Below are 24,766 nucleotides of genomic sequence, written 5' to 3'. Positions count from 1 at the left end.
GTTAAAGCCATGCTTGAATACCTGCGCATTCGTAATCTGGCCCTCATTGAGGACATGGAACTGGAGTTTTCGCCCGGCATGAACGTGCTGACGGGTGAAACCGGGGCGGGGAAGAGCTTTATCCTTAAAGCGCTGGGTTTTCTGCTTGGCGACAAGCTTTCGGCGGATATGGTGCGCGCGGGCGCTGAGCGCGCGCAGGTGGAGGCCCTCTTCAGCACAAAAGATGCCGACATGGTTCTGCGCCGCGAGATTGTGGCGGAGACAGGGCGCAGCCGCCTGTACATCAATGATGAACTGCGCTCGCAAGACAGCCTGCGCGACCTGCGCAACCGCCTTGTGGCCCACACCAGCCAGCACGCCCAGCAAAAACTGCTTCAATCCTCATTTCAGGCCAAACTACTGGAAAGCGGCCTGAGCTGCCCCGAGCTTCTACACCAGCGGGACGACCTGCTTGCGCGCCTTCAGGCCAATGCGGCCCAGCGCTCTGCCCTGCTTGAGCGTCAGGCCGGGCTGGGCGAACGGCGCGAACTGCTTGAAATGCAGCAGCAGGAGATCGACAAGGTCTCTCCAGAAGAAGGCGAAGAAGAAAAGCTGGAAGAAATCCGCGCGCTGGCCCGCTCCATGGAGCACCAGCAGGAGAATTACGAACAGGCGCTCATTTTGCTGCAAGGCGATGAGCAGGAAGGCGTGATCGACCAGTTGGGCCAGCTTGAAAAACTCTTGCAGCGCATGTGCCGCGAGGACGATTCCCTCCAGGCCGATGCCGATGCGGTGGCAGCCCTGCGGCAGCAGTTGGCCCACCTTGGCGGCAGGCTTCGCCGCCCGCCTGCCTTGCCGGGGCTGGACGAAATGCCCGACATGGATCATCTGGAAGAACGCCTGTTTGCCCTTGCGCAACTCAAGCGCAAGCTGCACAGAACCCTGCCGGAGATTCTTGCCCTGCGCGAAGAAATTTCCGAAAACCTTTCCTTCCTTGATGTCTGCGCGCTGGACATCACCCGGCTGAACAAGGAAGCGGCAGCTCTTGCCGCAGAGCTTGCCGCCGTGACTGCCCGCATCATCCCGGCGCGCCGCGAGGCAGCAGCCGTCATTGCGACCAAGCTCGAAAATGAACTGCGCCAGCTGGGCTTTTCGGACCAGGTGCGGGTATTGCCGGATTTTGCCGTGCAGGAAATCTGGCCCGACGTTACGGACGAACGAGGGCGCATCCTATGGGCACCCAACCCCGGCCAGCCCCCGCAGCCACTGGATAAAATAGCATCGGGCGGCGAGCTTTCGCGCTTTTTGCTGGCCCTTGCCAGTGTGCAACAGGATGACGAAGGCGCTACATTCATATTTGACGAAGTCGATGCCGGCGTTGGCGGCATGACCCTGAACAAGCTGGCCGAAAAGCTCTACGCACTGGCCGAAACGCGCCAGATGCTGCTCATCACCCACTGGCCGCAACTGGCAGCCCGCGCCCGCAGACACTTTCAGATTGTTAAGATGGTGCGTGACGGGGAAACCTTTACCCTCTGCTCCCCACTTAACAAGTCAGACCGCCACGCTGAGCTTGCACGCATGGCAGGCGGCGGCGAACAGGGCGAGGCGCTGGCCCGCAGCCTGGAAAAATAGCACTCTGCAAAATTTGCCGTATGGTTTATGCCATGCGGCATTTTTCTTTCATGCTTGCCGCGACATTATCGTACTGCGGCCAGTATCTACGCATCTTTCTGACAATTTTTTGACTTTTTCTAAACTTTTTGCCCTTTTTCAGGCCTGCAATGAGAACTGGCACTTATCTTGCTAATACCTTCCCCAGATAACGAAAAGGCAAATTTGACCATAGCCACAGGGGGAGCATGTGACTAACGAAAATAATAATTGCATAAGCGCCATGCTCCATATGCAAACTGGCGCTCCCGAAGCCGCCTCGCATGTTCGGCACGGGCAGATTGCGGGGCAACCGCTTTCGGGCCTGGACGAAGCATCGGTCAGGACTTTGAGATGTCTGGCAAAGGATGGCGAAGGGCTTGTTACGGCGCTTGAAGCACGGCTTGATTCGCTTCAGGAAGCCTTTATGGACATGCTGAACACCCAGCTTGAAGAACGCCACCTCCGGCCCGAAGACCGCCTGCATGTGTATGTTTCGCCAGAGGGAACCCTGGTGGTTGAAGGCAACGACAACGACGCCAACCTGCTGTGTGACATCATCACGCGCAAGCCGGATTTGCAAAAGAGCTTCAAGCAGATGGCCCAGGTGGCCATGCTCTCGCACGGTGTAGAACTGGCAACCCAGATCCATAACGATATTATCGATCAGGTTGAAGACACCAATCCCCTGCTTGGGCACTACCATATGTGCCTTAAGGGCCCGCTCTCGCATTTCTACATCCGTTAGAGCTTGCCAAAGTCGAACAAGCGACTTATTGTAATGCTTGACCAAATGGGGGCGCACTGGTTTCGACGGGGACGTGGAAGCCTTAGCGGCAGGTCGAGGCGCCGCTGGCCTCGTAAAAAGCGGCAACAAAAGTAATTGCCAACAACGATTACGACTACGCTTACGCTGCCTAAAAACAGCGAGGCAACGATCGCCTAGGCGGTCACGTCATTCTGGGCCATGTCTGATAACCCTGAATGGCGACACTTATCAGGCTGGCGGAAACTGGCTCTTACCGGGGTTTTCCGCGAGGAGTTTACCGGCGAGATTGCCGTGAGGCGCCCGGTCAGGGGCTACCACCACGGTGAAATTAATACCTGACATAAACCTGTAGATGCTTCGTGTGGACAGTTCTCGGACGGGGGTTCAACTCCCCCCGCCTCCACCAACCCCCACAAATTAAAGTGGCTTATACGATCTGAATAAGACGTATAAGCCACTTTTCGTTTCCCAGAATTTCTTCCTCATTGTACGTACTGTTATTTTTTTACAGTCCGTACCCAATATCATTCAGTGACATCTTGGGGCCGTCCCTACCAATCCATCGGCTTGCCAAGCGGCCCTCGGGGGATATCCGGCCCAAAGCTATAGGCACCGGGGCGTTGTACGTCGCTCAGTTCACGGCGGGCATGCAGAATCAGCTCCTTGTGAAGTGCTGACACGTCATAACCCGGATGCGGCACCACAAAGGCTTTGAGTCTGTAGCCCTCGTCCTGCCGCATCAGCCGCACTAGGCACTGCTTAACCCCTTCGTGGCGCTCGATGACCGAGGCCACATACAGGGGAAACACATTGATGCCGCCCACCTGCACGGCTTTGTCGATGCGCGCGCCCGGTCGCAAGTGTCGCTGGCCTGTCCAGGTTACGTTATCCATCAGCGGGTAGTGCTGCACCACGCCATCCGGAAGGCAGCGCACCAGCGCGTTGCCGTGCTCCCCTTCTCCCCGCGCCACATGCGGCAGCAGTTCATAATCGGCTTCCGGCTCAAAACGGCAGCAAACCACACCCATCTCTGACGAGCCAAAAAATTCCATTACACGAAAGCCCTGCCGCTCCAGCGCATGCATCACCTCGGGCGGCGTGGGCGAAGTACCAGTCAGCAGGGTAATGCCCTGCCCCGCCTCTGAGCTGGAAGCCTGCCATCCGCGCATATCCACAAGGCGCGACAGCAACAGCGGTATGCTGATAACAAGATCGCCGGGGCGCATCTGCGCCTCAACCATTGTTGGCAAAGGCGGCACACTGCGGAGAGGAACCCCGAGGCTCAGGGGCAGCAGCAAGCCAAACGTAAAGCCGTACATATGATGCATGGGGACGGTGATCAGCGCCGAGGTTCTGTCCGCGACAATGGGGGCCAGACTGGTCACTTCCTGCCGGATATGGCTTTCTTTATGCGTACAGGGCTTGGGTTTGCCAGTTGAACCGGAAGTAAAAAAAGTGAGCGAGCGGTCGCTGTTTTCCCACTGCTGCAAAACCCGTTGCGAAAAATCGCCGCACAGCTCGCCAACTTTGGGCGCTACCGCAGTGGTGTGAAACATGGCATTGCAGCGCTGCGCCATATTTTCCAGCGCAGTTGCATCAAGCCCAAGCGCTTCCCAGCGCATGGATGCAAACTCGTGCGGCGCGCGCGACTCAAAGCTCAGGGGATTGCGCTGGCTCAACTCTGCCTGCGCCACGGATTGCACAATCGCCGTAACAGCCCTGAAATCAAGAATTGCAATCCGCTCAAGCGGCCAGGATTCCATTACGCACCCCGCACTTCGATTAATGCCTGTCTGCCGCTTGCAGCAGCAGCGCAGACGCAGTTAACAGCTTCGGCCCTGGTCGTCTGCGGCATGTTTAAGGCCAGCAGCACATCCAGAGCCTGCGCCAGCGGCCCATGACCGTACAGATGTTCATGATTTGTCCAGCCCGGCCCGGATGCAGCACCCGAGGCAAAAACAGGGCCGCCCGTCTCCGGCTCTTGCCCCCAACGCACTTGCAGAGAGGGCGCACCCGCAGCTTGCCTGCCCAGACACAGGGCAACGGCCCCTTCCGTTTGGGGGTACTTGCTGCTTAAATATTCCGGGCAGCAGCGGGAAAAACGGCTGTCGGTTTCGTCCACCGCGCACAGCAGCACCCTCTCGGCCCGGCCCGCGCCCAGCAGGGCTGCCGCCGTGCTCACAGCACCGGCGAAAGAAAGCTCGAACTGCGAGATGGTAAAACACGGCCCCTCAATGCCAAGCATCAGGCTGAGCAGACCAGCGCCCATATTGTTGACGGCATGCGAAAAGGCAGTTGGCGAAGAAAGATGCGGCCCGTTGTCCAGAATGGAATCCATAAAATCCATGCTCATTTGCGAGCTGCTGTAGGCCGTGCCAAAAACAAGGGCTGTACGGTGCAGGACTTCTTTTTGCCGCCAGCCCGCCGCATCCAGAGCCTGCACGCAGGCCAGAAGCGCCATACGCGCATACCGGGGAATGCGGCGCAGCGACACGCCCGGCAACAATGCCGCGAGAGAAGAAATATCGGGGGCAGATATGGCAGGCGCTTGCCCTTGCTGTATGGCTGCAAGGGCATCCTTGCCGCCAATGCTGTGCACAAGCCCGGTTCCCGTCACAGAAAGCGCAGCGCTGCTCATGGCTTTACCCTCCCCAGAACCAGAGCGGCATTGCCGCCGCCAAAACCCAGCGAGGTTGAAAGCGCAAATGGAGAAGATGCCGCAAGGGCGCTCTGCGTGGGCGCAAAACCTATTTCAGGGTCAATAGTGTAAAACCCCGGCGAAGCCGGAACCGTGCCGTTGCGCAGGGCCGCGAGCGTCAGCACGGCTTCCAGCGCGCCAGCGGCCCCGAGGGTGTGCCCCGTGCCGCCCTTGCTGGCCCATACGGGCACTCCCGGCAGCAGGGTGCGCAAAAGCCGCCCTTCAACCTTGTCGTTCTCACGGGTAGACGTGCCATGCGCGTTCACAAAGGCCATATCCGCCGCTGTGAGGCCTGCCTGATCCAGAGCCGAGCCAATGGCAAATGCCAGCCCCCGCCCTTCTGGATGCGGCGCGGTAAAATGATGCGCGTCTGAGGCGTTGCCGTAGCCCAGCACATGCCCGAGAACGGCGGCATTGCGTTTGCGGGCATGCTCAACGCTTTCAAGCACCAGCGCGGCTGCGCCTTCGCCAAGATTCAGGCCTTTGCGGTCGCGGTCAAAGGGGCGGCACGGCTGGTCGGAATATATCATCAACCGCGCAAAACCCGTATGCGGTACGAGGCTCAGGGCATCGGCGCCGCCGCACAGCACGCACTGGCACTGGCCTGTGGTGATGAGATCCATTGCCAGACCAATGGCGTCCGCGCCCGATGTGCAGGCGTCGGTAACGGTCAGGCGCGGCCCGTGGGCCTCCACGTCCATCTCCAGCGCAAGATTGGCGCTAAAGTAGTCGTCACGGTCAGCCCCCTGTGCGCAGTTGCATACAGGCGGTGCCGACGCAGCAACCTGCTCTGGCGTGGTTCCACGGCTGGCGGCGTAAGACTCCAGAAAATGCGATGCGCTCCCGGCGGTTGTGCCAAGCACAATGCCCGCCGCAAGCAACAGATGCTGGGGCAGCGCTGCCTCGGCCAGCGCGCTATGGCACACGGCCCTTGCGAGCGTGAGGGTATCCTGCGCGGAATGCTTGCGCCCGCCGGGAAAGTGCTTTTCAGCAAGTCCGAAAAACGGATATGGCAAGGCCCGGCTGTCCAGCACACTAGCCGCAACAAGTCCGCCCCGCCCGCTTTGCAGGCCATCCAGAACCGCAGCCGGGCTGTCACCCGCCGCGCACAGACAGGCCATGCCTGTTACAACAACGCCTGAACCGTGCTGCATTGCTTTTCTCACGCCTGCGCTTTGCGGGCGCAGATAAAGTCTGCAAGGCCGCTCACTGAGGTAAAGGCCTTGCGGGCTTCTTCCGCATCAGCAATGGCAACGCCAAAGTGCTTTTCAACCACTACCACAAGCTCCACCGCATCCAGCGAGTCCAGCATCAGGCCGGAATCCCCAAACAGCGGGGCCGAGGAATCAATGTCTTCCACAGTAACGTCTTCAAGGCGCAGGCCATCAATAATCGCCGATTTCAGGGCGGCTTCCATTTCGTTTTTTGTCATCATTGCGACCACATATCGTAAAAATTAAAGAACTGGTACGGGTGCCGTTCCACAACAGTCTCCAGAGCTGCGGCAAACTGTTGCGCATACGGCTGAAAAACAGAAACATCACGGCGCGGCAAACCAGCGGGAACCGCCAGCCGCTCCGCCTTAAAAACCTTTGTGACGCCTTTTTCCCGCACGGTAAAAAGCATGAGCAGTTCCGCCCCCGTAATGGAAGCCAGTGCATAGGCGCTGGCAGGGATGCGGATGCTCCCCCCCATAAACATGACCTCAACGCCCTGCCCGGCCTGACGTGTGCCGTGCAGCCGATCGCCCATGAGGCAGACAACCTCGCCACGCCGCAGCGCTGCCGCAGCCTCGACCATGGAACCCACAGGGTCCGCAGAATCAATGATCTTGAAAGGCCTGCCCCTGCCGTGCTGGAAGTAGTGTTTGCCCTGATCCTCAGGATTGTGCAACTGCACCACGTTCACCGGGCGGTCAAACTGCTCCAGCCCCGCAATCCCCACCTGCCATGCGCCAATGTGGGCCGTCAGCACAATGCAGCCATGCGGGTTGGCCCCTGCCTCTGCAAATCGCTGCCGCACATACTGGTCAGTTTCGCAAAAAGGAAACCGCCCTGTGACCCCGGCAATCATCCTGTCCAGCAGCACCTGCCCGAAATTCAGATACAGGCGGTAGGCATGCACAAACCTGCTCCAGGCTCCGGCGCGGGGGAAGCGGCGGTCAATATAGGCCGCGCAGCGCTGGCGCACATGGGGCAGCATGGCATAGTACAGAACAACAAAGGCCAGTACCATTCGCGCTGCAAAGACCATCCTGCAACGCACCAGTACTTCAAAAAAGCCGTACTGAAGCCGGGAGCCAAGCGCGGCGACCACTGGTCGCTTATTCTGCATGGCTGCCGCCGTTGCCGCTTTCTTGCCGCATGCGCGTCATGCCGCGCGCCGCAAGATAGGCCAGCGCGCCCACTACGGCCCCTGACAGCAGGCCAAACAGCGGTGCAAGAACAAGCGCGCCCACAAACCAGTCGAGTATGCGCTGGGGAGCTTCATAGCCGAGGGTCTGCAAAGAAAATTCCGTCAACCAACTTCCCTTGCGCAGCCTGTAACCAAGCAAAACCCCAAGGCCCGGCACAAATGGGGGCCACGTGAGCGGGATCATTGCCAGCGCGCAAAGCCTGTTCAACCGCAGCCAGCCGATGCACAACAGGAGCAGAATGCTCTGCAAACCCGGCAAAGGCAGTGTGGAAACAGCTATGGCAACTGCCGCCGAACGCCCCAATTGCCACGGTGTGGCCCTGTCTGCAAGCAGGCGGCGCAGGGAATCCATAGGGCGCAGCAGAGAAATGCGGCCCTGCCCGTCCACGCTGTGCTGCCGAAAAGGCACAGGCACCAGGGCGCGGATAGTCAGCCGCGTGTTCAGCAGAGAAATACGGATATTGTCCTTGAGCGCCTTGAAATGTGAAACGCGCTCTTCCCTCGGCGGATAGTACACCCGAATGTCAATTTCGCGCACGTCAAACCCGGCCCATGCGGCGCGCACCAGCACTTCAACCTCAAAGGCGTAGCCCGGCTCCGTGAATTTCAGGCAATCCAGCACACGCAAGGGATAGGCGCGGAAGCCGCTCTGCATGTCGCGCACCCGCTCCCCTGTCTGCACGCGCATCCAGAAGGCGGAAAACGCCCTGCCAAAACGGGATGAACCCGGCACATGCGGCACGTTGAAATCGCGGCAGCCTACAATAATTGCGCCGGGGTGCTGCGCAATGGCCTGCAAAAAAAAGGGGATATCCTCCGGGTAGTGCTGCCCATCGGCATCCAGCGTAATCATGTACGTTGCGCCAAGCCGTGCGGCTTCCGCCGCGCCAGCCAGCAGGGCCGCGCCCTTGCCGCCGTTGCGGGGCAGACGCACAAGCGTGATGGGCAGGCCTTCCAGACTGTCAGCACTGCCATCTGTGGAGCCATCGTCCACCACAATGACCGTGCTGCACTGATTCTGGGCGCGCTGCACCACATCGCGCAGGCTTTCACGGTGGTTGTACACCGGAATGACCACGGCGATTACTGGCGGCATACGACCTTGCCCTGACGCCACTGGGCGCAGAATTCGCGGTAAAAGGCTGGCGGCTCCATGAGCAGCTTGCCGTCCAGATCGAGCATGAGCTGGGTTGTGCTGGCGGTGGTGGTCACAAGGCCTGCCGCATCTTCAATGCGGTATTCAAAATCCAGCACTGCAGCCTCATTCCAGAACAGCTCGGCGTGGATGGTGTATGTCTGGCCGTAGAGCAGCGGGTGGTGAAAATCCAGATGAAAAAGCTTGAGCGGCACAACAACGCCATTATCACGAAAATCGAGATAGCTGATACCATAGGCACGGCCCATGGCCTCCCGGCCATCCTCAAGCCAGCTGGCATAGCGGCCATGCCACATGAAGCGCACGGCATCCACCTCTTCAAAGCGCACCGTGCGCTGAGCGCTGACGCAGAGAGAAGGCACCTCCGGCGTGCTGCGACGGCGAGGACGTGAAGCGCGGTGCAGGCTCATGGGGCGGCAACCTCCACCTGTATGCGGGCTGCCAGCGTTTCACCGCTGTGCAGGGTGCATTCCCAGCGCCCCTCACGCCGTCCCTTGTTCAGGGTCAGCAAAATATCCACATCCGGCCCAAGCGGCGCAAGAAATTTGGCCTGCGGCACACATGCCAGATCTGCGGATTGCCCCATTGCTTCAAGTGCAGCCTGAACCATGAGCACCTGAACAACAGCGGGCAACACAGGATGCCCCGGAAAATGCCCGGCAAATACCGCACTGTCTGCCGCAAAACAAAAGCTCTGCCGCCACGCGCCCTGCTCTGGCGAATGTTCCAACTGGCTGGCCGCATGCAGCACGGCATCACGCATCACGCTCATAAATGCGAAATCTCCACAAAATACATGTCGATGGTCATTCCATCGTGCTCACTGTACACGCCATTCAAGCCATCCGCAGTCGGGCTGAACCGAGCCTTCCAGCCTTTGCCCTCAAGGTTCGTCAGCGCCGGATCCTGACCGAGAGCTGGCAATATTCTGTATACGGCCACACCAGCGCGAACAAGCAGGCTGGCGGCCTCCCTGCCCATACCTTCCGCCGGGATGCATTGCATTTTTACAGACTGCGCACTTGTTGCACCCTTTGGCTCACTGTCTAACGCAACATCCGGGCTGTACGTGCAGACGCCCAAAGTTCTGCCATGTGGCAGAATAAGCGCCAGACTCCCGCCGGATTCAGTCATTTGCACTTCGCCCTGCACAGGCGCGCTCTGCCCGGCAAGGGTCAGCCGCGCGCCAAACTGCGCCACAAGCGAATCGCTCTGCTGGCTTGCCTGAAGCGGCGGCAACTGCATTGTGCGCTTTTGCGCACCGCAAGCGGCAACAAGCCCCAGAAGCAGCAGCAAGCCTAGGTAGCGCACGGCCTTCATGCCTGTTTTCCTTGCACCCGGCAGAGTCTGGGCAAAAACCACAAGGCCACAGGAACCTCCACAATCAATCCCCAGAAAATAACTTCACCCATAGCTTTAAGGGCCGGGTGTTGCGCAAGGGCCAACAGCCCCATGCCTGTAAACGTGGTGAGCGAAGACACCACAACAGCACGTTCCACACCCATTTTCACCCCGCTGACAAGATCGTGCGTGACCACAATACCGTGATCTGCCGCAAGGCCAAGCACCAGCGGCATTGCCGCCATGCCCGCCAATGTCAGGGGGTGGCTGGTGATGGACATCCACGCAAGTATACAAGCAACGGAACACAACGGTGGCAAAGATGCAAGCAAGGTTCGCCGCGCATCGCGGAAGTATAAAAACAGAAGCGCCAGGCAGGCCATCCAGGCCAGGGGCACAAGCCTTTTTTCCATGGCAAGCTGCTGCAACAGCGTTGTTTCAAGCTCGCCGGGGGCCAGCGCAATGGTTTGCGCGGCGAGGGCAGGCTCCAGACGGCTCACATCCGCTTTTTTGTCGGTAAAGAGCAAAAGCCGAGCTGTGTGGTCATCAGCCTGCGGCGCATGCAAAAAGACGTCTACCATTTCGCCAAGGCCTGCGGCGCGCAGCACTGCAGGGTCAAATTGCGCCACCGGGCGTTCAAGCAACTGCGCAAAGGGGGCAAAGGCGTTAGCGGTGAATCCATAACGCTGCGCCGCAGAGGTCAAAAGCGCCTGAACACGCGGCCCTTCCGCCTTTGCAAAGGCTTCCCACCGTTGCACGTTGGCCTGCGCCTGTTCTGGCGAAGGCCACACATCGGTAAGGGTGCCGATCTTGTTTTCCGGTTCCAAAACGCGCAGGGCCTGCGCTACGGCGCGGCCATTGGCAAGGGCGGCGTCCGATGTCGGGCCTTCAACCACGAGGATGTCGCTGTCGCGCGATCCCCAAATGGACTTGAGCTTCTCGCCATCCTGCTGCAATTGCGCCATATCCGCCCCCATGGTGCGGGGCGAAACATCCACGCGCACAAGAGAAAACAAGGCGTAGCACAACAGCAATAATCCAAAAACACTGACAAAAACACGCAGGGGCACAGGCTGACGCGGCGCTGTATTTTCCTTGCGCACAGGCAGGGGCGGCGTATTGAACCAGGGGCACACAGGGAGCACAACAACAGCCAGCGCAAAGCCCGCGCTCAAGGTCAGCAGGGCAAAGAGGGCCAGCTGCCGCACCGCCGGAATGCCCGAAAGCAACAATACGGCAAAGCCGGAAGCATTGACCAGATATCCCTGAAACAGGGGCGGCGTGATATGCTCCAGTACACTCTCAGTTGAGTCGCCGCTGCGCAGGGCAAAATGCATATGCACGGCGTAGTCTTCCGCCACGCCAAGTACGGACGCGCCGAAACCCAGGGCCAACCCGGAGAGTGCTGGCGAGAGCAGGGTCATGCCGCCCAAGGCAAAGCTGGCGGCAAACGCAGGCACCAGCATAAGCCACAGCGCGCCACGCGAGCGCACCAGTAGGGCGTACACCAGCACAAACCCCAGCATGGAAAAAAAGACGATATTGGTCACATCGCGCTGGATAACCTGCGAATTGACGGCGCTGTGCCTGTGCCCGCCCACCACAAGGCCCTGTATATCCGGCGCGAGGTGTTTTTGCATGGCGGCATAAATGGCGTCCATCAACTGAGCGGCGGCGCTGACATCGTGCAGGGAATGGGCTGGTCGCAACACCAGCAACAGGTGTTTGCCGTCCGCACTTACCGGATAGCCCAACACAGGATCGGGCATGGCTCCGGCATGTTCTGCTGGCAGGCGCGAAAGCACAAATCGGCGCAAACCCAGTGGATCAGCCCGCAGCCATTCCTGGGCAGGGCCAGCGGCAAGGAGGCTGTTCAGATTGTCGTGAGCCGAGCGCACGGCAACATCAATCTGCGAGGCATCGGCTGCCTGTTGCAGGTGGCCCAACGTGGCATCATCCATAAAATAGGGCAACAGAGCCATGAGAGCCTGGGCATCGGGCATGCCCACGGCCCCCACCCTTTCAGCCATATCCGGCGGCAGATCGCCCACGATGGCATCGGCAGCGCTTGCAAGCGCATACTTTCCGCCCTGGCGCTCTGTGGTAAGATCAATAAACAGCAGGCCAGAAGCCGGGGAAACATCCAGGGCTTTGGCCATGCGGCGCACCTGCGGCGCATCATCGGGAAAAAAGGCCAAACTGCTGGAATCTGGCTGTATTCGGGCAGCCAGCAAGGCAAAAACCGCCCAACAAACAAGAACCAGGCTGAATCCCAGAATCTTGTGCGAGCGTAACCAGCAATGAAGCCTGACAATAAAAGGCTTGCCCATAGGCCTACTGACCACCGCTCCCCGCTACCTCAAGCACGGCGCAGGGCGTTGGCAATGCCTCGTTGACCCGAGTTTGTTTAAAGGCAATGCGCACCGTATCGCCGTTACGTTCCGCAAAGGTCAACTGGCGTACACTTCTGAGATCATCGGAGAAGGTTACTTCAAGGCTTGCAAAAAAAGACTGACGAAGGGGATACAGCAGCAGCATGGGTTTGTCGGCCTGCGGGCGCTCAAGCCTGTAGGTGGCGCGCAGGGCCGCCGGATCAATGCTGATCCAGTCCAGAACATTCCGGATTATCGCTGTAATAACAGTGGATTCCCGCTCATTGGCAGGGCGCGTTGCTTCCGGTGAGCCTTCCCACAGTGCGCCCTTTCCATTCTTGTAAATGAAGCCAGAGGCAAGAGGACGAGTATACGCCCAAAGCAGGCTGTCGGCTGTTTCAAAGCCCTTGTCATCCCTACTGGCTGCACGCGCCGGGGCATTGGCAGCATTGGCGCCACGGCGCAGACAAAAATAGCCTTGCGAGGTCATGGGGCGGGCCAAAACGGCCATGGATTTTTCCTGCACAAAATCAGCGCTCAGGCTGGCAATGCCAGCACTTTGCTTTGCGGCAGCATCCAGCAGAGCCTCAGCGCTTGCAAACGGCTGCCCCTGCGCAACCGCAGAGGTGGGCAGCGCGGTAAAAGCCATAATAAACCCAGCCAAAAGCAGCATGCCCGCAGATGAACGCATCAGGCCGTTTCCTCCGGCATAAATATCTTGAACTGCCCGGTGGCCAGCAGCTGTCCCTCTGCATGCACCTCGCCGTCAACAACCGCAATTTCGCCAAGTCTGGCTGAGACGCGCACTAGAACCTCCAGGCACTGCCCCACATGCGCGTCGGCATGCACGGTCACATCGCGCAGGGCGGCAAGGTAGCCCCAGCCCGCGCAGGCTTCACCTGCAGCAAGCAGGCTTGCCCCGGCCCCAGCAGCAAAGCACTGCGCCATGATTTCCGCATAGGCCACGCGCTCAAGTTTACCGTCAGGCCGCAGAAAGGGATTATCATCCCGCACTGCCGCCGTTGCCCGCGCTTCTTCGGAGCTAAAGCTTTCGGTTCTTCCGGGTTTTCCGTGGGTAACCCCTGTCAGGAACTGGCCGGGTAGAGGTTTAGACCGCCACAGAAGAAGTAGATGGCTGTCTTGAAATGCTCCCGGTTCCTATAACCGCAAGCCTTCCTCTTGATGGCCATGATCTTGCTGTTGAGGCCCTCGGCCACGCCGTTGGTGATCCTGTGGCGGCAGAAGGTCAGGATGTTCTCAAGATGTCTCTGAATCAGTCCGCCCACTTTGCGCATTGGGGCAAGATCTGACCTGTTCACCCAGACCAGCCATCGCTTCACAAAACGTCTGGCCCATCCCGTGCTCAGGTACTTCCAGACGTCGTTCAGGCTTTCCTTCATGGCCCAGGCCTTGGCCACCTTGAGGTTCGCTGTCTTCAAGGCCTCCAGGGCTGGCCGGTGTTTGTCCGGCAGATTCTCCTCCCGGTATAGCCAGAGGAATTTCGTGCCCTTGAGTCGATGGTCATCCTGACTTGTGAGTTCGCGGTGCTCTTGCTTGCGTACCCGGTCCACAGCCTCGCCTACGTGTTTCATGACGTGGAACCGATCGTGAACGATTTTCCCCGCCGCGTCCGGCACATGTTTGAGCGTAGCTTTAAAATAGGGCTCCCACATGTCCATGGCCACGGCCTTGATCCGCTCCAACTGCGCCTTGGTGAACTGAAGGTAGTACCCCTCAAGGCTTTCGGCCTTACGCTCGTCGGCCACATACTCCACCGTGCTGCCGATCAGATCACAAACCACGGTCACATAGTCGTGCCCCTTGCGGAATGCCTTCTCGTCAACGCCAAGATACCGCGAGGGATTCGATTGCTTGCGCTCCCGGCCCCGGCGCACCGCCCTTTCCATGACACCCCATGCTTCGTCCCAGGTGATGCGCAGGATGCGCCGCGCTCCTGTTACGGTGGCGCACTCGGTCAGCACGTCGATGATCAATCGCTCCATCAATATGGTGAAACGTGCCTTGGACTCGGCCCAAGGCACGTTGACCTGAAGGACGCCATGCTCGGGGCAGTCCACTCGGGGAATCCGAGCATGCAGGAACGTCTTGAACTGGCACGTGTCCAGATGGCGCCAGACACGAGGCTCGGCATGGTCGCGGCAAGCCAGCTCTCGACCACAAGTAGGGCAAAACCAGCGAACACCAGGACCATGCTCCACGCGGATGTCTACCCGACCTTCCGCCGTGTCCAGTTCAACAGCCTCAACAAACCAGGGCTCGGTCAGCCCGAGAATCCGAAAATATAGGTCCGTATCCTTCATTGGTGCCCTCCGGGAAGGACATTAGCAGATCAGCTACCCACGGAAAACCCGGAAGAGCCAAGCTTTCAAGCCCGCTCAGAAGAAGCATGGGGGCACGGTGCGGCACAAAGGCCGTAAGGGACTGCTGCAAATCAGTATTCACTGCTCGCCACATTCCGGCGGATGCTTTGGTCAAGAATGCCGACCCACTTGTTGTAATTGGGGTGGATAACAGCGCTGCCATCGCTCTTGGCCTTGTATTCCATGTTGGTGCTGGCCTTGTAGTTGATGCTGTAATGTGTGGCCGTATAGGGGATGGAAACCACCACAGTGTGCTTGTTGCGCACCATGATTGTGGCTTCAATAGTGTTGGAAGAAGGTTCAGAAACGCGCCAGCCTGTATCAGCGCAGGCTTTGACGATGGCATCGTGCATCTTTTTTTCAGAGATATTCTTGCTGGCTTCAGCCGAGGGGAAGTCATAGGCAAAGGTGCCCACAGGCTGGCCAAAACGGCAGCCAATAGCCGCAAGAGTCATCACCAGCACCGTAAGCAAAAGATATTTTTTCATTACAGTTACTCTCCTGTCGCACATGTTAGATGTTTTACATAAAGATTTCTGACATGCCGCATCATGGCGCGATGCGGTAAAAGTTCTCCGGCAAAGGCTTGCGGCCATACAGGATCAAGAAACTCCATATGGATGGTAGCAGGATGAAAGCCCTTGGCGCCAGGAGGAAACACCTGGAAGCTGTTGTGGATCAACAAGGGGAGCACAGGGCGACCAGCCTTTACAGCAACGTGGAAAGCGCCGGCCCTGAACTTGCCCAGAGCACCAGTGCGGGTACGGCTGCCCTCGGGAAAAATCGCCAGAGTAACCCCATCACGCAGACGTTCAAGGCACAAAGCCTCGACCTGTTCTGCGGGCAGACTCTCCGCATCAATGTATTCCGCGCTGCGCATGGTTGGCGCAAAGAAAAAAAGCAAGCGAAAGGGCCAGCTTTTGGTTATCAGGCACACATTGGCCTGATCCTGCGCCGCGAGCAGGTAAATATCCAAAAAAGACTGATGGTTGCACACAACAACCGACCCAGGATACTCCACTGCCATATGTGCGTTGCGAATACGCACCGGCAGCCAGGGCCGCAAAAAAAACAGCGTAGAGCGGCCATAAAGCCAGATGTACCGCCGATTGACCGCGCACATGACACCGGGAAAAATCTTGTGTAACGCGGAAATGCACAGTGTTAAAGGCAAAATAATAATTGTCCAGCAAACAAAAATTGCACTTATGGCAATGTTTGACACAATATTACTGTTCCGCCTTGACGGTTCCTTCATCGCGCAAGGCCTCGATGAATGCATAAATGTCCCCAAGTGTCTGAATTTTTACCAGGGACTCTTTGTTTTGCAATTTGAAGTTGAAGGCCTTTTCCAGCACGATGACCATATCCACGATATCAAGGCTATCAAGCCCGAGGTCTTCCTTGATATGCGCTGTAGGAACAAGCTGATCCGGGGACAATTCAAATTCTTCACTCAAGGCCGCGTCAATCGTCTCTCTAATTTTATTATCGTTCATTCTTTCCCAACATTCATTGAATTTTCACGCAAGCTATCAAATATGATAGTGCAATTGCAACCGCCAAGCGCAAAACTGTTTTTTAATACCAAACCGCTTGGTTTATGTAGATGCTCGTACATATGGTTCAGATTCCCACATCTGGCATCAGGATTACGCAAGCCGCGCGTTGGAAAATAGGTGGAAGACTGCAACATATCTATACACAAAATACTTTCCAGCGCGCCGCTGGCCGCCATGGTGTGCCCCAGGTGCCCCTTGAAACTGCTGACAGGTGTTGTTGAGCCAAAAACGTCTTCAATGGCCTGTCCTTCCGCAATATCACCGAATTCTGTAGCGGTGGCGTGGGCGTTAACATAGGCAACATCCTGCGGTTGCACGCCTGCATCTTCCAACGTTCTGCGCATGCAATCGGCAATGGCTGCCGCGTCGGGCTGAGCGATGCTGCCGGGTGATGAAGATATGGCTGCGCCGCGTATTTCCGCCAGTACAGGCGCATTGCGGGCCTGAGCACTTTCCAGACTCTCCAGCAGCAGGATGCCCGCACCTTCGCCGCAAACAATGCCTGTGCGCTCCGCATCAAAGGGGCGCGAGGCGCAATCCGGGTCTTCTGTGTGGGATGCCGCGCCAAGGCGGTCAAAGGTGGCGGAGGTCAAAAGGTGGAATTCATCCGCGCCGCCGCAAAGCATCATTTCTTCCCGCCCTGCCGCGATAGCCTCAAACCCTAGACACAGGCTCATGAGGCCAGAGGCACAGGCGGCGGCAGGCGCAAGCGTGCGGCCTGCGCAGCCGCAGGCCAGAGCCACATTGGCGGCGACCGTGTGGCTCATGACCTTGAAAAATACTGTACTGCGCATGCTCTCCACGCTGTGCTCGCGCAGAAACATTTCAAAAAACTCATGCAGCATGGTGGGGCTGCCCACAGTTGAGCCAACCGCCACGCCCATGCGCTGCCCGGGCCGGGTACTCAGCCCGGCATTGGCCAAAGCCTCCCAAGCCGCGAGACAGGCAAAAATGGACATGGGCGACATGGAACGCCGCAATTCCCTGGGAATGCGCTTTTCCTGCAATGGAGGCACCAGCCCGGCTACCCGGCATGACAGACCTTCAAGTTTATAGGCTGGCAATGGGGACAACGCGCAACGGTTATCACGCACACCTTCGTACATGGCTGCCACGCCCTCACCGAATGGCGAAACCGCGCCCATGCCGGTTACGACTACTCGCTTTCCGCGCATTCCCTGAACTCCTTGAGAACGTTATCGTGACCGAAGGAAAAGCCCACAGCCAGGGCAGCGCTGACCATGCCGCCCAGCACACCGGGCAGCAGGATGTTCTGCCCGGCCAGAAACAGCCCCGGCAGGCGTGTGACAGGCAGCATGGGCATGGCGCCAAGGTAGTGCTGCACGCCATAAAGGCTGCCCGTTGCACCGTAAACCCAGCGCCGCATGGTCAACGGGCTTGCCGCATCCAGAATGCGCCAGCGCCCTGCAAGCTCTGGCAAACGCTGTTCAATGTAGGCCTGCAATCGGGCAGCGGACTCACGCTTCCACGCCGCATAGCTTTGGGGGCGCGGATGAGGATCGCCGTTGGGCAAATCCTTGTCGTCCATAAGCGCCACGGCCATCACAGCCTTTCTGCCATCCGGTTGCGCCCTGTCACAAAAAAGGTATACGCTAGGGTGCGCGCTTTCCACGCCCGGGAACAGTTCTTCCGCTGAAGGCTCCGGCAGCAGATAAATACTTTCGTTTTCATTCAGGCAGTCCCGTGTTTCTGCAAACAGCAGCATGGCGGAACGCGTTTCCGGCAGCTCATTTATGCGGTGCAGGTAGGCCGGACGCATGAGGCCCTTGGGGATCAGCCCCTCAAGCTGCGAAGGATGCCCGGTAAAGAAACAACGCTCGCAGGCAAGGCGGGAACCATCACCCAATACCACGCCGCGCACGCCCTCGCTCTTGTCGGCCTCAATGCCCACAACGGCAGCGTTACAGCGCACAGTGACCCCAAGCTCGCCGAGGCCCGTCAAAAGCGCCTCAACCAGAGCCAGTCCACCGCCCTGCCACGAACCGCTGGACTGAAAATATGGCCCTGCCACAAGGGAATATTCTTCAAGCGAGGATTCTTCGGGCCGCACGCCGTACAAGAGGCACCGTGTGCCAAGCATGGCCCGCAAGTGAGGAGGAAAGCCCGCAGATGCAGCATGCTGCGCCACGCTGCCCGCGCTGTGGAGTGCAAAAGACGGTTCTGACCGCACAGCAGGATTCAGATAGGGGGAGTGCTCCAGCTCCGCATCCATGCGGTGCAGAAAAGCCTCCATGGCTGGCCCTGCGCCGGGGAATTGCCGTTCAACTGCTTCTGTTACCGCCGCTTGCCCTGCCGGGAGCTGAAAGGCCTTGCCATCGGCAAAGTGGAAGACCTCCGTGCGGCTGGTCGTGATCTGCCGCAAATGCTTTTCTACACCCAGTGCCCGCAGCCAGCGGCGCAAAACACCCCCGGCATGCAGGCCACCGCCACAGTGAAAGCCAGTATCAAAATACAGTCCATCACGCCAGAAACCACGCAGCAATGGGGCAATGCGCGCGCCCGCTTCCACTACGGCAACATCGTGGCCCTGCCGCGCCAGCAGCAAGGCGGCAGTCAGGCCGGTAATGCCGCTGCCTGCGACCACGCAGCGCATCAGCCGAGCCTCAAGGCGATACTGGCATTGCTGCCGCCAAAGCCCGCCGCATTATTCAGCACTACGCGCGGGGGTTGCTCCAGCCTGTGGGCAAGTACAGGAATACCTGCGGTATCGTCATCCGGCTCTTCATAATTTATGGTAGCAGCCGTAAAACCCGCCTGCGCCATAATGACGGCATAGGCCACCTGTGCCGCGCCAGACATCCACAGTTCATGCCCTGTGAGGCTTTTCAGCGCCATAACATCGGGGCAGGCGGCACCGAAAACGGCGCGCAGATTGGCGGCCTCCGCCGCATCCCCCTGAGGCGTGGAAGTGGCATGCGCGTTGACAATATCCACATCGGCAGCACTCAGCCCGCCTTCCGCCAGAGCCATACGCATGGCGCGCGCGAGCCCTGTGCGGCTGGGAACGGAAAGGGTCTCTCCATCCGCGCTGCAACCAAAGCCAAGCACTTCTGCCAGAATGCAGGCATTGCGCTTGCGGGCCGTATCGTAATCTTCCAGCAGCAGGGCCGCAGCGCCGCCGCTTGGCACCAGCCCGTCCCTGCCCTTGTCAAAGGGGCGGGAGGCCGACTCCGCAGGGATGCGCACAGAAAAAGCCCCCAGGCCGTCAAAGGAGCAGACAGACGGCCAGTTCATCTCTTGCGCAGCGCCGCAGACCACGCGGTCAAGCCGCCCAAGGCGGATCTGGTCTGTTGCCTGGCCGATGGCATATGCTCCGCTGGCGCAGGCGGCGCTTACCGTCCAGCTTGGGCCGGTATTGCCAAGCAGTACATTGAGATTCATGGTGATGGTGGAATTCATGCAGCGGAAAACATGGCCGCTGCCCATGCCGGAAGTGCAGCCAGCCTCCTGAAGCGCAGCCTGCTGGTCAACTACAGACTGCACTGTGGAATCATTGCCAAAAACAAGGCCGCACCTGTCCGAGCGCAGGTCTTCGGGTGCAAGCCCGGCCTGCTCCAGGGCATCCATGGTTGCCGCATGCGCCTGAATGGCAAAATCCGACATGCTTTTGCGCTGCTTTCTGTTTAGATGGCGCGCGCAATCAAAACCGTCTATGCGCCCGGTAAGTGGGCTGCGAAACCCATACTCCAGCCGTTGCGGGTCGGCAACTATGCCGGTAATTCCATTATACAGGGCGCTGGCGATCTGCTCACGGCTAATGCCCAGAACAGATACAAGCCCCACGCCAGTTATGACAACTCGCCGCATCGGGCCTCACATGTACAGTCCGCCGTTAACAGACAGCACCTGTCCGGTAACGTAGGAAGAGAGGTTGGAACACAAAAATCGCACGCATCCCGCCACTTCTTCCGGCAAACCCGGTCTGCCAAGGGGCACGCTTTTCATATATTCACCCACGGGCAGCCCGGCCGTCATCTCTGTGCTGATAAAGCCAGGGGCCACGGCATTAACGAGCACGTTGCGCCGCCCAAGCTCGCGGGCAAGGGCACGCGTTGCGCCGATAAGACCAGCCTTGGCTGCGGAGTAGTTCACCTGCCCCGCCATACCAGCCTGCCCCGAGGTGGAAACAACATTGACCAAACGCCCCGTGCGCGCCCGCTGCATATGCGGTACAACCTTGCGCGATACATGGAAAAAACCGTTGAGGTGCACACCGATGACGGAATCCCACTGTTCTTCGGACATAAGGCCAAAAACGGTATCGCGCGCAAAGCCCGCGTTGTTTATCAGGGCATAGGGGGTTTCCGTTGCGAGCAGTGGATCAAGGGCGGCTTCCACCGCATCTTTATCCGCCACATCAAAGGGCACTAAAACGCACTTTCGCTCCTGAGCCTCAATTTCATCGCGCACGGCTTCTGCGGCATCGTGGTCGTTGCGGTAATTCAGCCAGATATCAAAACCATCGGCGGCCAAGCCAAGGGCAATGGCCTTGCCAATTCCCTTGCTTGCGCCTGTTACCAGGGCTATGGGCGAATTTTGCATTTACTCCCCTGCTTGCATGTTTGCAGGCCTTTATTTATTAAAAAGGCACCAGATTGGACAGCCGCACAATATACAAGAGACTCTTTTAGGACAACTCTCAATTTAGGATGGAATTTATCATGCGGATTCTTGCAACAGCCATGATTGCGCTTTTTTTCTTTTCCAGCGGATGCAGTTGGGTTGGCAGAACTGCTGGCAAAGCCTCTGCAAAAATTGAAAGAAAGGTTGATGCTGTCCAGCAGGGCTATAGTGACGGCTACAAGGATGAACAAAAGAAAGCAGACTAGTTTGCTATGTTGATTTTGCGGTGTCGCGCTGCTTTTTGAAGAAAATAACTCAACAAGCATGATGCATTATCCCGCAAGAATTTATAAATCAGCATGTATATATTAAAAAAAACAATACAACGGACTCACTACTCCTAACTTTCCAGCTAGTAAAATAATTTCTAGCATAGTTGTTTGCTGCAAATTTCATTTCGAACTTAGCAATGGGAGATATCGAAATGCCCTACACCTATCATGATTTAGTCACACCGGATGAATTATCAGATATAAAAAAATATTTATTCCCTGAAGTATCCTCAAGTTTTGACGACACGATATTTCCCTCACTGGAAAAACCTGTCATCAAAAAACTCATTCTCATCTCAGAACGATTAGAATTTGTTCAAAATTTAAAAACATTAGAGGATGACATATCTAATAAGCACAGCAACAAGACATCTACTAAAATACAAAATGGAATCAAGATATGCACAGAAACATTTTCATGCACATATTTGGGAAATGATTTTTCTGGTGTCCAGTTTGATATTGATGCAATCAGGATTTATTTACTCATAACTTGCCTCGATACGATAGCTGGACAATCTGAATATATAGATCCATTTGTTTTTATTTTATCTGACATGCAAAATGATAATTCAAATTCATTAACACAAGAAAAATTAGAATCACTAGGTTCTCTCTATAAAGAGAGTTTTTCACTTAGCAAAAATTTTAAAAAACAATTTATAAATAACCTACATGACAATTTAAAAAACAAGTGGATCGAAAATTTTTGTGTGTCTGCGACAGTTGGGAGTTGTGATGGGAAAAATCATATTGGGGAATTTAACAAAGAGAGTTATGCAAGTTGGTATAACAAAAATACAAATGAAAAAATAAGCTCTATTGCATCAGCGCTATACGATATGCGTTCACAATTCACACACACATCCCTCCGGAACATATCTCCAAACCTTGATATCCGCAGCGCACTTAAAAACCATTCAAAGCATTTGATTAGACTTAATAATATTCATTTAGATACAATGCTTATTGCTACATTGCGCTGCCTTGCTGATCGATTTGTTGCGAGAAATACTAATTCAATAGAAAATTCACATCCAACAACAATCTTTTCCGAGAGTGATACCAGCAATGAATGGTGGTTTAGGAATTTGATTTAAATACAGCCTGTTAGCAAATTTATCACTTTGCAATAAAATGTGGCTCATACGTCCTCATCAGACATATAAGCCACGCTTTTATTCATTCCTTCAAGCAGGAGACTTCAATACCCCCCTACTTCCCCGCTGGCGCTCTTGTAAGGCTTATCTCCGCCAATGCGGCATCCAGATCAAGGTTCATGGCAAACCGCAGCCCTTCGCTGCCAAGCACAACACGCACGGGCTTATCCGTATTTTCCGTACTGCTCACAAACATGGTTTCAAAGGCCTCCCACATGCCGTCACTGGTTTGGGGGCAGTCCACGGCTTTCCCCTTGGGGGCGAGGGCCGCGCCCTGGGTGCCAAATACGCTTGTCTGGCCTCCGGCTTCCAGAACCAGCGGCAGCCAACCGTTCTTTTTCAGTTCTTCAAACATGGCCCCAATGGTTGTATTGGCAAAGGGCGCAGACAGGGCAACCGTTTCCAGTTCGCCGCCCTTGCCGTCAAACTGCAGGCCTTTGCCCGCGAGGTTCCACGATTGGTCGGCAAAGCACACGGCATAAGCGCCGGGTTCTTTAAGCCCATCATAGCCCGGCAGAGCGAATTCCTTCCAGCGGGCCACGTCCATTCCCTTGCGCATCAGCTGCACCAGCATGAACATGGGCACACCCGCCGGGGCCACATAGGCCTCGCCATCGGGCATGGTAATGAGCATGGAGGGATACTTGCGCTTTTCATTACGGCCTGCGGCATCCATTCCAAACTCGATTTCCTTGGCTGAGCCCGGTTCCGGCTCGTGATAATACTGCCAGCCCATACCGTTTTGCATGATCACGCCAATGCGCGTGCAGTCGTGCTCAGGAAATTTGGCCGGGCTTACCGTTTTGGAAGATTTTTTTGCCAATCCGTCAACAACAGGCTTTTTATCTCCATTGTTGCCCACGCAAAAAACGGCCTTGATGTCAGAACCCATGCTGTTTTTCAGCACAATCCCCGCCGCAAGCCCCGTTGACGGCAGAAAAACCAGCAGGGCCGCCACGCCGGCAACCCATTGTTTCAGCAAGTACATGCGAGACTCCTTGTGATGCAATTTAAGAGCTGATGCCTGCCGCACACGCTCAGAACCCTGCTCATCAATGCAGCGCTTCGCGCAGTTCCGCCAGGTTGGCATCGTCTTCGGGGTAATACAGTTCAACAACCGTGTTGACGTCATTGGTCAGTACGGTGCCGATGCCGCCTTCGCGAGTAGTAAAATCAACGGTGCCTTCGCCGGTGGTGATATTGATGCCCTTCAGCTTGCGGGCAAGATCAATGAGATCCGTGCCCCACTGCCCGTTTTCCACCTTTTTGAGCGGATACAGGCCAACTGCGTACCACACTTTTTCGTCCGGCTTGTCGTAGATTGTCCACTGGCCGGTGTGCGTTGTACGCCAGCCTTGGGGGATGTTTTTTTCCTGCGGTGCAGGGGAGGGGGCAGCAGGGTCTGCCAAGGCCGCAAAATCAGGCATGTCGCCAATAGGGTCTGCGGGTTCAACGGGCTTTGCATCGTCCGGACGATCGCCAGTCACAAGCCACCTGGTATTTTCAGGGCCTTGCGCAACTGCCAGCAGTTTGCTCAGAGGCGCTGCAGTCTTGGCCTTTGGGGAAATTTTCAGGCTTTTTACAATGGGCCCCGCGCCTCGGCAGGCATGCCCAACAGAGACTTCCATATATTTGTCGTCTGCAAGGCCAACCCAGTACCGCGCAATCTTGTCCGCAAAAACAACTCCCTTGCCTTCACCCAGAGTGCGCAAGTCGTTGCCGCCGGTTGTGCTGGCGGAAGCTTTTGCAAGCAGATCCAGATCGCCGTTAAAGCAATCCTTCTCAAGCATCGTCACATAGCAGTCTTCTTTTGGAGAGCTGAGCAATACCTGATTCCCCTCCTCTTGTGTTTTCCAGCCTGCGGGCACCTCGACCACCCAGTCGCCCACAGAACGGGGAGCCGCAATAGCTGAGAGGCCGGGGCAAAGCAGCAGGCATAGCAGCGCAAGCGCAGGCTTCGCGGCAGTCTGCACCCATGAAAAAGAAATCGCACTCCGGGGCATTCCCCAGCTGACACAAGGAGAGCCATTATGCGCGCACACGTTGGAAACACTCAAAAAGCCCATGTCGCAATCCCCCGGAATTTTATTGATGATTTCGGCCTGATCTTCCCTCTCCACTTCCTTACCTTCGTAACGTACCTATGCATAAATGTCTTTGGATGTTTTGGCCTGAAGCTGGCAAGGCGGCCCAAATTCACCAGAATGCGCAAACCTGCGGGGCTGACAGCACAGAAGCATTGACCGAATAGCGCACATATGCCAATTTTTACGACAACATTGACTGGCCTTTTGCCATGCAAACCGAGGCCGCGCGCAACACGCTGCTTCATAATCCTGCGCATGCCCCCAACAAATCCAAGGA

General features: G+C 57.0%; 26 protein-coding genes and 1 other RNA gene. 5 read left to right on the top strand and 22 right to left on the bottom strand.

Annotated elements, in window-relative coordinates:
* Window positions 1-9: 9 nt before the first annotated feature.
* From ACUZ79_RS09715 to ssrA, 3 genes are all read left to right on the top strand, one after another.
* Window positions 10-1,614 (top strand): DNA repair protein RecN, encoded by a 1,605-nt coding sequence (locus ACUZ79_RS09715; RefSeq protein ID WP_449251455.1) that lies wholly within the window; start codon window positions 10-12, stop codon window positions 1,612-1,614.
* A 229-nt stretch (window positions 1,615-1,843) separates the two neighbouring features.
* Window positions 1,844-2,380: a hypothetical protein gene (locus ACUZ79_RS09710; protein WP_449251454.1), complete on the top strand. Its 537-nt coding sequence runs from the start codon at window positions 1,844-1,846 to the stop codon at window positions 2,378-2,380.
* A 47-nt stretch (window positions 2,381-2,427) separates the two neighbouring features.
* Window positions 2,428-2,807: a transfer-messenger RNA gene (gene ssrA / locus ACUZ79_RS09705) on the top strand.
* A gap of 145 nt (window positions 2,808-2,952) precedes the next feature.
* On the opposite strand, the gene ACUZ79_RS09700 is transcribed toward ssrA, so the two are convergent.
* The 20 genes from ACUZ79_RS09700 to fabG form a co-directional block, all read right to left on the bottom strand.
* Entirely contained in the window at window positions 2,953-4,164 is a 1,212-nt protein-coding gene (locus ACUZ79_RS09700) for an AMP-binding protein (protein WP_449251453.1), read from the bottom strand.
* The gene (locus ACUZ79_RS09695) at window positions 4,164-5,039 is read right to left on the bottom strand and encodes a beta-ketoacyl synthase chain length factor (protein ID WP_449251452.1); all 876 of its coding nucleotides are present in this window, start codon (window positions 5,037-5,039) and stop codon (window positions 4,164-4,166) included. Before ACUZ79_RS09695 ends, ACUZ79_RS09700 begins: the two co-directional genes overlap by 1 nt.
* A complete protein-coding gene (locus ACUZ79_RS09690; protein ID WP_449251451.1) occupies window positions 5,036-6,253 on the bottom strand; it encodes a beta-ketoacyl-[acyl-carrier-protein] synthase family protein in 1,218 nt (405 codons plus the stop codon). Before ACUZ79_RS09690 ends, ACUZ79_RS09695 begins: the two co-directional genes overlap by 4 nt.
* Window positions 6,254-6,261: 8 nt before the next feature.
* Window positions 6,262-6,534, bottom strand: a complete 273-nt coding sequence (locus tag ACUZ79_RS09685) for a phosphopantetheine-binding protein (protein WP_449251450.1) — start codon at window positions 6,532-6,534, stop codon at window positions 6,262-6,264.
* Window positions 6,531-7,433: an LpxL/LpxP family acyltransferase gene (locus ACUZ79_RS09680; RefSeq protein ID WP_449251449.1), complete on the bottom strand. Its 903-nt coding sequence runs from the start codon at window positions 7,431-7,433 to the stop codon at window positions 6,531-6,533. Before ACUZ79_RS09680 ends, ACUZ79_RS09685 begins: the two co-directional genes overlap by 4 nt.
* Window positions 7,423-8,610 carry a DUF2062 domain-containing protein gene (locus tag ACUZ79_RS09675; RefSeq protein ID WP_449251448.1) on the bottom strand — a complete coding sequence of 396 codons (1,188 nt, stop codon included), beginning with the start codon at window positions 8,608-8,610 and terminating at the stop codon, window positions 7,423-7,425. Before ACUZ79_RS09675 ends, ACUZ79_RS09680 begins: the two co-directional genes overlap by 11 nt.
* A complete protein-coding gene (locus ACUZ79_RS09670) occupies window positions 8,598-9,080 on the bottom strand; it encodes an acyl-CoA thioesterase (RefSeq protein WP_449251447.1) in 483 nt (160 codons plus the stop codon). The genes ACUZ79_RS09675 and ACUZ79_RS09670 overlap by 13 nt, the downstream gene beginning before the upstream one ends.
* Window positions 9,077-9,442, bottom strand: a complete 366-nt coding sequence (locus tag ACUZ79_RS09665) for a hypothetical protein (protein WP_449251445.1) — start codon at window positions 9,440-9,442, stop codon at window positions 9,077-9,079. The genes ACUZ79_RS09670 and ACUZ79_RS09665 overlap by 4 nt, the downstream gene beginning before the upstream one ends.
* The gene (locus tag ACUZ79_RS09660) at window positions 9,439-9,990 is read right to left on the bottom strand and encodes a hypothetical protein (RefSeq protein ID WP_449251444.1); all 552 of its coding nucleotides are present in this window, start codon (window positions 9,988-9,990) and stop codon (window positions 9,439-9,441) included. Before ACUZ79_RS09660 ends, ACUZ79_RS09665 begins: the two co-directional genes overlap by 4 nt.
* Entirely contained in the window at window positions 9,987-12,170 is a 2,184-nt protein-coding gene (locus ACUZ79_RS09655; RefSeq protein ID WP_449251443.1) for a hypothetical protein, read from the bottom strand. The genes ACUZ79_RS09660 and ACUZ79_RS09655 overlap by 4 nt, the downstream gene beginning before the upstream one ends.
* A gap of 175 nt (window positions 12,171-12,345) precedes the next feature.
* Complete coding sequence (locus ACUZ79_RS09650; protein WP_449251442.1) at window positions 12,346-13,074, bottom strand: outer membrane lipoprotein carrier protein LolA; 729 nt, start codon at window positions 13,072-13,074, stop codon at window positions 12,346-12,348.
* On the bottom strand, window positions 13,074-13,397 hold the full coding sequence (locus ACUZ79_RS09645) for a hypothetical protein (RefSeq protein WP_449251441.1): 324 nt from the start codon (window positions 13,395-13,397) through the stop codon (window positions 13,074-13,076). The genes ACUZ79_RS09650 and ACUZ79_RS09645 overlap by 1 nt, the downstream gene beginning before the upstream one ends.
* A gap of 71 nt (window positions 13,398-13,468) precedes the next feature.
* Entirely contained in the window at window positions 13,469-14,704 is a 1,236-nt protein-coding gene (locus ACUZ79_RS09640) for an ISL3 family transposase (RefSeq protein WP_096152604.1), read from the bottom strand.
* 131 nt (window positions 14,705-14,835) lie between these two features.
* Entirely contained in the window at window positions 14,836-15,252 is a 417-nt protein-coding gene (locus ACUZ79_RS09635; RefSeq protein WP_240824346.1) for a hypothetical protein, read from the bottom strand.
* A 5-nt stretch (window positions 15,253-15,257) separates the two neighbouring features.
* Window positions 15,258-15,791 (bottom strand): lysophospholipid acyltransferase family protein, encoded by a 534-nt coding sequence (locus ACUZ79_RS09630; protein WP_449252174.1) that lies wholly within the window; start codon window positions 15,789-15,791, stop codon window positions 15,258-15,260.
* A gap of 202 nt (window positions 15,792-15,993) precedes the next feature.
* Complete coding sequence (locus tag ACUZ79_RS09625; RefSeq protein WP_022658786.1) at window positions 15,994-16,263, bottom strand: acyl carrier protein; 270 nt, start codon at window positions 16,261-16,263, stop codon at window positions 15,994-15,996.
* Window positions 16,260-17,501 (bottom strand): beta-ketoacyl-[acyl-carrier-protein] synthase family protein, encoded by a 1,242-nt coding sequence (locus ACUZ79_RS09620; RefSeq protein WP_449251440.1) that lies wholly within the window; start codon window positions 17,499-17,501, stop codon window positions 16,260-16,262. Before ACUZ79_RS09620 ends, ACUZ79_RS09625 begins: the two co-directional genes overlap by 4 nt.
* Complete coding sequence (locus ACUZ79_RS09615; protein ID WP_449251438.1) at window positions 17,483-18,940, bottom strand: phytoene desaturase family protein; 1,458 nt, start codon at window positions 18,938-18,940, stop codon at window positions 17,483-17,485. Before ACUZ79_RS09615 ends, ACUZ79_RS09620 begins: the two co-directional genes overlap by 19 nt.
* On the bottom strand, window positions 18,940-20,154 hold the full coding sequence (locus ACUZ79_RS09610; RefSeq protein ID WP_449251437.1) for a beta-ketoacyl-[acyl-carrier-protein] synthase family protein: 1,215 nt from the start codon (window positions 20,152-20,154) through the stop codon (window positions 18,940-18,942). Before ACUZ79_RS09610 ends, ACUZ79_RS09615 begins: the two co-directional genes overlap by 1 nt.
* Window positions 20,155-20,160: 6 nt before the next feature.
* Complete coding sequence (gene fabG / locus ACUZ79_RS09605; protein WP_449251436.1) at window positions 20,161-20,889, bottom strand: 3-oxoacyl-ACP reductase FabG; 729 nt, start codon at window positions 20,887-20,889, stop codon at window positions 20,161-20,163.
* A 119-nt stretch (window positions 20,890-21,008) separates the two neighbouring features.
* Here fabG and ACUZ79_RS09600 point away from each other — a divergent pair, with 119 nt between their 5' ends.
* Together ACUZ79_RS09600 and ACUZ79_RS09595 are read left to right on the top strand one after the other, a co-directional pair.
* Complete coding sequence (locus ACUZ79_RS09600) at window positions 21,009-21,176, top strand: hypothetical protein (protein WP_449251435.1); 168 nt, start codon at window positions 21,009-21,011, stop codon at window positions 21,174-21,176.
* Window positions 21,177-21,394: 218 nt separating this feature from the next.
* Window positions 21,395-22,342, top strand: coding sequence for a hypothetical protein (locus tag ACUZ79_RS09595; protein WP_449251434.1), 948 nt, complete (start codon window positions 21,395-21,397; stop codon window positions 22,340-22,342).
* 115 nt (window positions 22,343-22,457) lie between these two features.
* Here the strand turns inward: ACUZ79_RS09595 and ACUZ79_RS09590 are convergent, their stop codons facing one another.
* Both ACUZ79_RS09590 and ACUZ79_RS09585 read right to left on the bottom strand, forming a co-directional pair.
* Complete coding sequence (locus ACUZ79_RS09590; protein ID WP_449251433.1) at window positions 22,458-23,390, bottom strand: hypothetical protein; 933 nt, start codon at window positions 23,388-23,390, stop codon at window positions 22,458-22,460.
* A gap of 64 nt (window positions 23,391-23,454) precedes the next feature.
* A complete protein-coding gene (locus ACUZ79_RS09585; RefSeq protein ID WP_449251432.1) occupies window positions 23,455-24,522 on the bottom strand; it encodes a hypothetical protein in 1,068 nt (355 codons plus the stop codon).
* Between the last annotated feature and the right edge of the window lie 244 nt (window positions 24,523-24,766).

It is taken from the genome of Desulfovibrio faecalis (assembly GCF_053570625.1).
This window is presented reverse-complemented; position numbering and strand designations above follow the sequence as displayed.

Bases quoted from the DNA above. Each gene is read 5' to 3' on its own strand.
- ACUZ79_RS09660 (WP_449251444.1), bottom strand. From the start codon at position 9,990: ATGAAGGCCGTGCGCTACCTAGGCTTGCTGCTGCTTCTGGGGCTTGTT.
- ACUZ79_RS09670 (WP_449251447.1), bottom strand. From the start codon at position 9,080: ATGAGCCTGCACCGCGCTTCACGTCCTCGCCGTCGCAGCACGCCGGAG.
- ACUZ79_RS09590 (WP_449251433.1), bottom strand. From the start codon at position 23,390: ATGTACTTGCTGAAACAATGGGTTGCCGGCGTGGCGGCCCTGCTGGTT.
- ACUZ79_RS09690 (WP_449251451.1), bottom strand. From the start codon at position 6,253: ATGCAGCACGGTTCAGGCGTTGTTGTAACAGGCATGGCCTGTCTGTGC.
- ACUZ79_RS09595 (WP_449251434.1), top strand. From the start codon at position 21,395: ATGCCCTACACCTATCATGATTTAGTCACACCGGATGAATTATCAGAT.
- ACUZ79_RS09630 (WP_449252174.1), bottom strand. From the start codon at position 15,791: ATGGCAGTGGAGTATCCTGGGTCGGTTGTTGTGTGCAACCATCAGTCT.
- ACUZ79_RS09635 (WP_240824346.1), bottom strand. From the start codon at position 15,252: ATGAAAAAATATCTTTTGCTTACGGTGCTGGTGATGACTCTTGCGGCT.
- ACUZ79_RS09685 (WP_449251450.1), bottom strand. From the start codon at position 6,534: ATGATGACAAAAAACGAAATGGAAGCCGCCCTGAAATCGGCGATTATT.
- ACUZ79_RS09715 (WP_449251455.1), top strand. From the start codon at position 10: ATGCTTGAATACCTGCGCATTCGTAATCTGGCCCTCATTGAGGACATG.
- ACUZ79_RS09640 (WP_096152604.1), bottom strand. From the start codon at position 14,704: ATGAAGGATACGGACCTATATTTTCGGATTCTCGGGCTGACCGAGCCC.
- ACUZ79_RS09655 (WP_449251443.1), bottom strand. From the start codon at position 12,170: ATGGCCAAAGCCCTGGATGTTTCCCCGGCTTCTGGCCTGCTGTTTATT.
- ACUZ79_RS09695 (WP_449251452.1), bottom strand. From the start codon at position 5,039: ATGAGCAGCGCTGCGCTTTCTGTGACGGGAACCGGGCTTGTGCACAGC.
- ACUZ79_RS09700 (WP_449251453.1), bottom strand. From the start codon at position 4,164: ATGGAATCCTGGCCGCTTGAGCGGATTGCAATTCTTGATTTCAGGGCT.
- ACUZ79_RS09600 (WP_449251435.1), top strand. From the start codon at position 21,009: ATGCGGATTCTTGCAACAGCCATGATTGCGCTTTTTTTCTTTTCCAGC.
- ACUZ79_RS09650 (WP_449251442.1), bottom strand. From the start codon at position 13,074: ATGCGTTCATCTGCGGGCATGCTGCTTTTGGCTGGGTTTATTATGGCT.
- ACUZ79_RS09610 (WP_449251437.1), bottom strand. From the start codon at position 20,154: ATGCGGCGAGTTGTCATAACTGGCGTGGGGCTTGTATCTGTTCTGGGC.
- ACUZ79_RS09680 (WP_449251449.1), bottom strand. From the start codon at position 7,433: ATGCAGAATAAGCGACCAGTGGTCGCCGCGCTTGGCTCCCGGCTTCAG.
- ACUZ79_RS09665 (WP_449251445.1), bottom strand. From the start codon at position 9,442: ATGAGCGTGATGCGTGATGCCGTGCTGCATGCGGCCAGCCAGTTGGAA.
- ACUZ79_RS09620 (WP_449251440.1), bottom strand. From the start codon at position 17,501: ATGCGCGGAAAGCGAGTAGTCGTAACCGGCATGGGCGCGGTTTCGCCA.
- ACUZ79_RS09675 (WP_449251448.1), bottom strand. From the start codon at position 8,610: ATGCCGCCAGTAATCGCCGTGGTCATTCCGGTGTACAACCACCGTGAA.
- ACUZ79_RS09625 (WP_022658786.1), bottom strand. From the start codon at position 16,263: ATGAACGATAATAAAATTAGAGAGACGATTGACGCGGCCTTGAGTGAA.
- ACUZ79_RS09615 (WP_449251438.1), bottom strand. From the start codon at position 18,940: ATGCGCTGCGTGGTCGCAGGCAGCGGCATTACCGGCCTGACTGCCGCC.
- fabG (WP_449251436.1), bottom strand. From the start codon at position 20,889: ATGCAAAATTCGCCCATAGCCCTGGTAACAGGCGCAAGCAAGGGAATT.